This is a genomic window from Phenylobacterium sp. (assembly GCF_031425575.1).
Taxonomy (GTDB): Bacteria; Pseudomonadota; Alphaproteobacteria; order Caulobacterales; family Caulobacteraceae; genus Phenylobacterium.
The window spans coordinates 1-8,511 of record NZ_JANPJP010000296.1; the positions used below are offsets into that span (position 1 = coordinate 1).

9 protein-coding genes are annotated in these 8,511 nt (G+C 68.4%); 1 reads left to right on the forward strand and 8 read right to left on the reverse strand.

The genetic code is table 11. The features are described from left to right. A partial coding sequence (locus tag RMO97_RS16515; RefSeq protein ID WP_310542119.1) for a rod shape-determining protein occupies positions 1-344 on the reverse strand: 344 nt, incomplete at its 3' end. Positions 345-719: 375 nt separating this feature from the next. On the opposite strand from RMO97_RS16515, the gene RMO97_RS16520 reads away from it, so the two are divergent. Then, complete coding sequence (locus RMO97_RS16520; protein WP_310542120.1) at positions 720-2,243, forward strand: ABC-F family ATP-binding cassette domain-containing protein; 1,524 nt, start codon at positions 720-722, stop codon at positions 2,241-2,243. Between the two features lie 98 nt (positions 2,244-2,341). Here RMO97_RS16520 and modA read toward each other — a convergent pair whose 3' ends face one another. The 7 genes from modA to RMO97_RS16555 all read right to left on the reverse strand — a co-directional run. Continuing rightward, complete coding sequence (gene modA, locus RMO97_RS16525) at positions 2,342-3,115, reverse strand: molybdate ABC transporter substrate-binding protein (RefSeq protein WP_310542121.1); 774 nt, start codon at positions 3,113-3,115, stop codon at positions 2,342-2,344. A gap of 14 nt (positions 3,116-3,129) precedes the next feature. Beyond that, the gene (locus RMO97_RS16530; protein ID WP_310542122.1) at positions 3,130-3,627 is read right to left on the reverse strand and encodes a molybdopterin-binding oxidoreductase; all 498 of its coding nucleotides are present in this window, start codon (positions 3,625-3,627) and stop codon (positions 3,130-3,132) included. 3 nt (positions 3,628-3,630) lie between these two features. After that, positions 3,631-4,431 carry a TOBE domain-containing protein gene (locus tag RMO97_RS16535; RefSeq protein ID WP_310542123.1) on the reverse strand — a complete coding sequence of 267 codons (801 nt, stop codon included), beginning with the start codon at positions 4,429-4,431 and terminating at the stop codon, positions 3,631-3,633. Between the two features lie 59 nt (positions 4,432-4,490). After that, positions 4,491-5,339, reverse strand: a complete 849-nt coding sequence (locus RMO97_RS16540) for a hypothetical protein (protein WP_310542124.1) — start codon at positions 5,337-5,339, stop codon at positions 4,491-4,493. Between the two features lie 48 nt (positions 5,340-5,387). After that, positions 5,388-6,206 (reverse strand): phytanoyl-CoA dioxygenase family protein, encoded by an 819-nt coding sequence (locus tag RMO97_RS16545; RefSeq protein ID WP_310542125.1) that lies wholly within the window; start codon positions 6,204-6,206, stop codon positions 5,388-5,390. 49 nt (positions 6,207-6,255) lie between these two features. Next, positions 6,256-7,140, reverse strand: a complete 885-nt coding sequence (locus tag RMO97_RS16550; RefSeq protein ID WP_310542126.1) for a DMT family transporter — start codon at positions 7,138-7,140, stop codon at positions 6,256-6,258. 75 nt (positions 7,141-7,215) lie between these two features. Then, on the reverse strand, positions 7,216-8,511 hold a 1,296-nt coding region (locus RMO97_RS16555), incomplete at its 5' end, for a 2-isopropylmalate synthase (RefSeq protein WP_310542127.1).

Consider the following 8,511-nt stretch of genomic DNA (forward strand, 5'->3'; position numbering starts at 1 on the left):
GCGCCGGACGGCACGCAGACGATGACCTTGGGGTTCACGAAGCCCTTGCGGTTGTGAACCTTGCGGATGAAGTACTTGATCATCTCCTCGGCGACTTCGAAGTCGGCGATGACCCCATCGCGCATGGGGCGGATGGCCTCCATGTGGCCCGGGGTGCGGCCCAGCATCTGCTTGGCCTCTATGCCCACGGCATGGACGATCTTGCGGCCGCCGACATTACGCAACGCCACCACCGAGGGCTCGTTCAGCACGATACCCTTGCCCTTCATGTAGATGAGGGTGTTGGCGGTGCCGAGGTCGATGGCGATATCGTTGGAGATGGCGCCGAAGAGGGACGAGATCATGCAGAGCCCTGGAGGGTGGGAGACGGTGACTGCGGGTCTGCGAGGACTTGAGCCGCTTCACTCAGCGACCTGACGAATCAAGCCGCCCAGCGCTTCAGCCTTCGCTTGCAGGACCCCATGCGTGTGCCCTGCCAATGGGTTGATTTCAAGGCTTAATGACAGCCGTAGCTAAACCGCGTCACCGCGCCACCGGCACACGTTCTGGTGAAGCTGCCCAATCGATAGTGGCGGGGCGAACACAGATCGGGCGCCCGGCGCGTGCGGGCCAGTCGGCGGTCAAGATGGCTGGCCTGTGTCGCTTCGGAGTGACAGCTTCGCGGGCGCGCGGGGACTAGAACCCTCGTCCACTAAAGCTTGCGGCCGGAGGGCGCTCACATGTCCGGTCAGGCGGTTCTCGGGGTCGAGAAGGCGCGGTTCCTCTACGGGGCCAGCAAGGTCTTCGAGGGGGTGAGCCTGCAGCTCGATGCGGCGCGGACCGCCCTGGTGGGGGAGAACGGCGCGGGCAAGTCGACCCTGCTCAAATGCCTGCTGGGCGAACTGGAGCTGGACGAGGGCCAGATCATCAAGTCGCGGGGCCTGAAGATCGGCTACGTGCCCCAGGACGTGCCGCCGGGCCTCTCCGACAAGACCGTGCGCGAGGTGCTGGAAAGCGCCCTGCCCCACACCGACGGCGGCGAGGACTGGAAGGTCGATGTCCTGCTCGACGAGATCGGGGTCAGCTACGAGACCGCGCAGCAGACCTTCGGCTCCCTCAGCGGCGGCTGGCAGCGGCTGATGCTGATCGCCGCGGCGGCCAAGCTGGCCGAGCCCGACCTGCTGATCCTCGACGAGCCCACCAACCACCTGGACCTCTCCAACATCAACACCCTGGAGAGCTGGCTGGCCGACGATGACCGCCTGCCCATGCTGATCGTCAGCCACGACCGGGAGTTCCTGGAGCGGACGACCACGCGGACCATCTTTCTGCGCTCGGACGGGGCCCATTCCTTCAGCGTGCCCTTCAGCCGCGCCCGCGAGCAGCTGCTGCACCGCGACGCCGCCGACGCCGTCCGCCGGCAACTTGAGGGCAAGGAGATCGAGCGGCTGGAGAAGGTCGCCGCCCGCTACCGGGTCTGGGGGGTGAAGAACGACGCCTTCCACAAGCGCGCCAAGGCCACCGAAAAGCGCATCGACCGGATCGAGACCGAGCGCACCGAGAGCTACGTCGCCCGCGAGCGGCGCCTCGAGCTGCACGACGGCGAGATCGACGCCAAGGTCGCCCTGCGGGTCCAGGGCCACACGGTCACCGTGCCCGACGGTAGCCGCAAGCTGTTCACCATCGACCGGTTGAACGTGGCGGCGGGTGATCGCATCGCCATCCTCGGCGTCAACGGGGCCGGCAAGTCGATGCTGCTCAACGCGCTGGCCCGCGCCTACGACCCGGACCAGGAACACTATGACGGCCAGGCGCCGGTGCGGTTCAATCCGCAGGCCCGCCTGGTCTATTTCGATCAGAAGATGGCCGAGCTGCCCCTGAAAACCAGTCTTCTGGACTATCTGACCGCCGCCGACGGAGCGACTACCAAGGACGCCAACGCCCTGCTGGCCAAGGCGGGCTTTCCCTATCACCGCATCAAGGGGCCGATCGCCGACCTCAGCCACGGGGAGCGGGCGCGCCTGACCTTCCTGAAAATGCAGCTGGCCAAGCCCAACCTCTACCTGCTGGACGAGCCTACCAACCATCTGGACATCGAGGGCCAGGAGGCGCTCGAAGCCCAGCTTGAAGCCTCTGACGTCGCCTGCCTGTTCGTCTCCCACGACCGCTACTTCACCCGGGCGGCGGCCACCCGGTTCGTGGAGATCCGGCGCGGCAAGCTGATCGAGGTCAAAGGACCGGACGCGTTCTTCGAGGCGCAGTGAGAGGCTCTAAATTCCTCCCCTTCGCGGTCCGCTCCGGCGGCAAAACGCGATGCGTTTTGTGACCCGCCATCGACCCCCGAAGGGGAGGAATTAGAAGCCTACCTCCGCGCCAGCACCGTAAACCCATGCTTGCGGAACACCGCCCGAGCCTCAGGCCCACTGAGGAAGCTCAGGAACCCCGCAGCGCGCGGATTACGCCCCCCAACCACGAGGGCCGCCGGATAGACGATGCGCGGATGGCTGCTGTCCGGGAACAGGCCGACGATCTTCACCCTGGGCTCGGCCTTGGCGTCGGTGTCGTAGACGATGCCATAGGGGCTCTCGCCGCGCGCCACGAACTGCAGGGCGGCGCGGACGTTCTCGGCCTGGGCAAGCTTCCCCGACACGCTGTTCCAGACGCCCAGGCTCGTTAGAGAGGCCTTAGCGTACCGTCCCGCAGGGACATCGGGTCCGGCGACGGCCAGGCGGCCGCCCCCAAGGGCCTTGGCCAGCGGCATGCCCCGGGCGACCTTCAGGCTCACCTTGGCGTCCGCCGGTGAGATGAGGGCCAGGCGGTTGGTCAGCAGGTTTCGCCGGCTGGAAGGCACGATCAAGGCCTTGCCGGCCAGGTAGTCCATCCACTCGATGTCGGCCGAGATATAGATGTCGGCGGGCGCCCCCTGCTCGATCTGGCGGGCGATAGCCGGGGATCCGGCATAGGAGAACCGCGCCTCCCCTCCGGTCCTGGCGGCATAGCTGGCCCCCACCTCGTCGAGGGCGTTCTTCAGGGAGGCGGCGGCGAACACGGTGACCGGCTTGTCGGCCGCCACCGCCGGCGCGGCGACCAGCATCCAGGCGGCGGCGAGAAGCGCCAGGCGGCGAGCAAGCTTCATGGCGAATTCTTCTATCAGTGGTGTGGCTTGGGCGTGGATATGGAGAGGCGCAGAACCTCGATCTTGACCACCTGCATGGCCGAGCGGGCCGGCCGCAGGTCGTCCTCCACCACGAGACGGAAGGGGCCGTCCTTGGTGAGCGCCGCGCCATCGGCCCGGTCGGCCAGGATGATCCGGCCGCTCCGGGTCCCGGGATCGGTCTCCGCCAGACCCAGCACCACCTGATATCCGTCAGCCGCGCTGATCCGGATCACGGTGGCCAGTTCCGCCCCGTGGATCGCCTTGCCCGAGGCCGCGCCGACCTTGGCGATGATGGGGCCGAGCAGCGCGCCCTCATAGGTGCGGGTCTTGTCGTGCTGTTTCACTGTCACGGCCAGGTGCGGCAGGGCAGCGAGGTCGGCGGCGTTGAGGGTCGCAGTCTGGCCGTCCGGGCCGACCAGGGCGATCGATTGGGCAAAGGTGGCCGGGGCGCAGGCGAGCGCGGCGGCGAAGGCAAGTCCAGCGAGACCCACGGTCTACTCCACAGCCAGGATGACATGGGGCGCTTTCACCAAGGCAGTGACCGGATCGCCGACTTTCAGGTCCAGCGCCTGCGCGCTGTCCTTGGTGATGGTGGCGGTCAGGCTCTTGCCGTCGGCGAGGCGTAGGGTGATCTCGCTGTTCACCGCCCCGTCCTCGCGGACCAGGATTATCCCTGCCAGCTGGTTGCGAGCCGAGGTGCGAAGCCCCTCCCCCACGGCCAGGGTGACGAAGCTGGACTTGATCAGGGCGATGGCGGCCTTGCCGGGCGCGAGGCCCAGGTCGGCGACGCTCTGGCGGGTGATCACCGCAACGATCTCCAGCCCCTCGGCGATCTTCAGATGCACCTCGGAACTGACCCCCCCGTCGGTGACGACGCTGACGACACCCCGCAGGGCGTTGCGGGCGCTGGTCTTCATGCCGAGGCTCCAGAAAAGGCCGCCGAGATCGTCGCCGGGAGCGTCGGCCAGGCCCGCTTCCAGCCGCGACAGCGCCGCGCCAAGCTCGGCCTCCACCCGATGGAAGGCGGCGATCACCGCCCGGCCGCGCGGGGTGAGGAAGGCGACGCCGCCGGCCTTGCCGCCCGCCTGGGTCCTGACCAGGGGCGCCTCGAAGAGGTTGTTCAGAGCCTGAACCGCGTCCCAGGCGCCCTTGTAGGACAGATCCAGTTGCGTCGCCGCCTTGCTGATGGAGCCCATCGATCCAATGGCCTCCAGCAGGGCGATACGCTCCGCGCCGACTCGCGCGCCATCGCGGCGTAGGGACAGGGCGGCGGTCAGGACATTGAAGGCGGCCACGGCGGACTCACGTTATGTAGTCAAACTACATAACGCTCCGATCCGCGGCGCGCCAGGGGTCACCCGTAGAGCTTGGATGAGCCCTTCAGGAAGCGCAGGTACTGGAGCATGCGGGCCACCGGCTTGCCGCTCACAGGGTCGCTCAGCACCACCTCCCACCAGAGGTTCTCGGTCTTGGGGCTTTCGCTGAGCGCCAGGATCCGGGCGTGGGAGCTGTACTCGGTGTCGGCCAGCAGCGGGCCGTCGATGTATTCGATCTCGATGGCGCCGTAGAGCCCGACAGCCGGACCGTCCAGGTCGAGGCGCTGGCGCTGCACGCTGCAGAACAGCTGCACGCAGGCCGAGGGCGGCAGGACGCTGCCCGCGAACTGGTCGTCCTTGCCCTCATAGGCCGGCAAGGGCTCGGTGATGGTGTCCAGGCGCTTGGTGGCCGACGCCGAGACGATGACGTCCTCCCCCATGGGCGCCAGCTTCAGCTTGCCCAGGATCCGCAGGGTCTCGGCGCCGACGATCCCCTGGCCCTCAAGCCTCTGGCGGACCTCGCTCTGCGGGTCGGGCCCGCCGCAGGAGCCGGTCCCCTCGCCCACGGTGTCGCCGGCCTCGTTCTCCATCCAGAGCCGCGCGCGCGCCTCGCCCGCCTGAGCGAACACCCGCACCGCCTCGTTGTCGACGGTGGCGTGCTTGAAGGTCAGGGACAGCGTCCCCCGGCGGAACCAGTCCGGCCCATAGAGTTCCAGGAGCGCCGGCACGAACTGATCCATGTGGACCGACCCGGCCACAGTTCCGCCCCGGAACCCCAGCTTGGAGGCCGTGGCGTCGTCGTGGATCGAGCCCTTGATCTCCTGGGCGAGGTTTCGTGGGCGGCGGAATTCGCCGGAGATTTCAACGGACTCGGCGGCCTGGCTCATGTTTCGCTCCCGGTAGTGGGCCGCTCTTCGGCGGCGCCTTACCCTAGGTTAGCTCTCGACGACCCGATCCACCAGCACCGGAGCGACATAGCCGTCCTCCAGGGTCTTCAACGGATGCGACGCCGTCACGTGGCCCATGAAGGGCGGCCAGATGTCGTAGCCCAGCAGGCGCTGCAGGCGCGGCGACATGGTCCTCACAAGGTCCTGCGGCACGCCGAGGAAGAAGTTCTCCTGGGTCCGGCCCCAGGGCTCGCAATACTGGTTGGTGAAGGCCTGGCGCCGCGCCTTGCTGCGGTTGGCCCCGCCCCGGTGCAGCAGGGTGGCCTGGAAGACGATGGCCGCCCCGGCCGGCATGACCATGGGCGTCAACAGGCGCGGCAGGTCGGCTGGGTTCAGGGCCGCCACCTCCTCGTCGCTCCATAGGTGACTGCCGGGGATCACCTCGGTGCAGCCGTTCTCGGTGGTGAAGGCGTCCACCGCCGCGATCAGGCTCATCGAGGCCGGAGGGCGTGGCCGTTTCAGGCGGTAGAAGCCGTCATCGGTATGCACCGCCTGCGCCGTCTCCCCCGGATAGATGCAGATCGCCTGGCTGGCCGAGAGCAGGTAGCCCGGCTGCAGGAAGCGGTCGAGTAGGGCCAGCACCCGCGCGTCCTCGGTCACCCGCTCGAACACCTTTCCCCGCGCCACCAGGGTATAGACCCGCTCGGTCGCAAAACCCTCGAAGTCGTTGCGGCCGCGGTGCTGCTCCATATGCGGCGCGAGGCCCCGGCGAATAGCCGCCAGCGCCTCGGCGTCGCAGAAGTCCTCGATAACCGTATAGCCGTCGCGATGCAGGGCCTCGGTATGGGCGTCGACGTCGAAGATCATGGCCTGTTCCCTCCCCGCTCTCTCGGCGGATGGCCCAGCATAGCCTGCCTTACCCCAGGGCTGTCATCACCACACCGACGGCTGTCGCCGCGCCCCCGGCGATCTGGATCAGGCTCAGCTTTTCCTTGAACAGCCGGCGCCCCGCCGCCGCCGCGATCGGCCCCTCGATCACCCCGATGGCGCGCACCTGGCCGGCTGGAGCCAGGGCCAGGGCCGAGAACCAGCAAGCCGAGGCCGTGGCGCCGAAGAAGCCCGCCCCCAGCGACTGCCTCCACGACCCCATCACCGACCGCAGGGCCTGGGGCCGGGTCACGGCCAGGACGCCCGTGAGCACGATGGACTGCAGGGTCTGGGCGACGCAGAGGGCCGCCGTCGCCGAATAGATCGGATGGTCGGGATCCAGCGCCATGCCGGCCTGCCGGTAGCCGTTCAGCGCCACGGCGAAGGCGACGCCTGAGGCCAGGCCAAACAGCGAGCCGCTCAGGGCGCCCGCCCTCGCCTCATCTCCGCGCGGCCAGGACAGGACTAGCAGGCCAACGGTGGTGGCGGCCAACCCGGCCCACTGGACCGCGCTCATATGGTCGCCGAACAGGACGAACCCCATGATGGCCGCGATCGGCAGGGACGCCTGCTGCATGAAGGTCGCCACCGCGAACCCGGAGTGGCGCATGGCCATGAGCAGGGCCGCGGTGGCGCACACCTGGGCGATGGCGCCGGCTGTCACGGCGATGGCGAACCGCGCCGACAGGTGCGGCTCCGCGCCGGGGGTCAGGAAGGCTGCCACAGCAAAGATCAGCAGCGAAAACGGCAGGCCGAACAGGAAGCGCACGAGCGTGGCGCCCCAGGGCCCGGCGTCCCCCACCAACCCGCGTTGCAGCGCGTTGCGCGCCACCTGCAGCGGCGCGGCGGCCGCCGTCAGAACGATCCAGAGCATGTCGCAGACCCCCGCTCACCCCCGTCACGGACGGGGGCGGCAAATGCGCAGATTGTCCCGAGAAACGGGGGGTGGTCAGAACCCGCTGGCGATGGCGTCAGGCGCGCTCTTTTCCTTGCGGACCAGGAGGTTGTTCAGCGCGTTGACATAGGCCTTGGCCGAGGCGGTCAGGGTGTCGGTGTCGGCGGCCTGGCCGGTGGCGATCCGGCCGTCCTCCTCCAGACGCACCGAGACCTGGGCCTGGGCGTCGGTGCCTTCGGTCACCGCGTGCACCTGGAACAGGCGCAGGATGGCGGTGTGCGGGACAACCTGGTGGATGGCGTTGAACACCGCATCCACCGGGCCGTCGCCGGTGGCCGCGCCCGATTTCTCCACGCCGTCCACGGTCACGGTCAGCTCGGCCTGCTGCGGGCCCTCGGTGCCGGCCACTACGCGCAGGTGCTTGACCTGGATGCGGTCAGCGCCGCTGGCCAGGGCGTCGTCCACCAAGGCGATGATGTCGTCGTCGAAGACGTGCTTCTTCTTGTCGGCCAGATCCTTGAAGCGCTGGAAGGCTTCGTTCAGGGCGTTCTGGCCCAGCTCGTAGCCCAGCTCCTTCAGCTTCTCGCGGAAGCCCGCCCGGCCGGCATGCTTGCCCATCACCAGGTTGGAGGCGCCCTGGCCGACGGTCTCAGGGCTCATGATCTCGTAGGTGCCGCGGTCCTTCAGCATCCCGTCCTGGTGGATGCCGCTCTCGTGGGCGAAGGCGTTCTTGCCGACGATCGCCTTGTTGAACTGCACCGGGAAGCCGGTGATGGCCGAGGTGTAGCGGCTGGCCCGAGTAATGTGCTGGGTCTCGATATTGGTGAAGTAGGGCAGCTGGTCGCCGCGCACCTTCAGGGCCATGACGACCTCTTCCAGGGCCGCGTTGCCGGCGCGCTCGCCGATGCCGTTCATGGCCACCTCGACCTGGCGCGCCCCGCCCTGCACCCCGGCCAGGCTGTTGGCGACGGCCAGGCCCAGGTCGTTGTGGCAGTGGGTGGACAGGATGATGCGGTCGGCGCCGTCCACGTTCTCCAGGATGTCGCGGAAGATGTCGGCGTATTCGCTGGGATACGAATAGCCCACCGTGTCGGGCAGGTTCACGGTGCCGGCGCCGGCCTTGATGGCGGCGTCGACGCAGCGGCGCAGGAAGTCCTGCTCGGTGCGGGTGGCGTCCTGGGCCGACCATTCCACGTCGCCGCACAGGTTGCGGGCGTGGGTCACAGACTTGGTGATCATTTCCAGGATGTCTTCCTGGCTGGCGCGCAGGATGTGGTCGCGGTGGCTGGGGCTGGTGGACAGGAAGGTGTGGATACGGCCCCGCTTGGCCGGGCGGATCGCCTCGGCGGC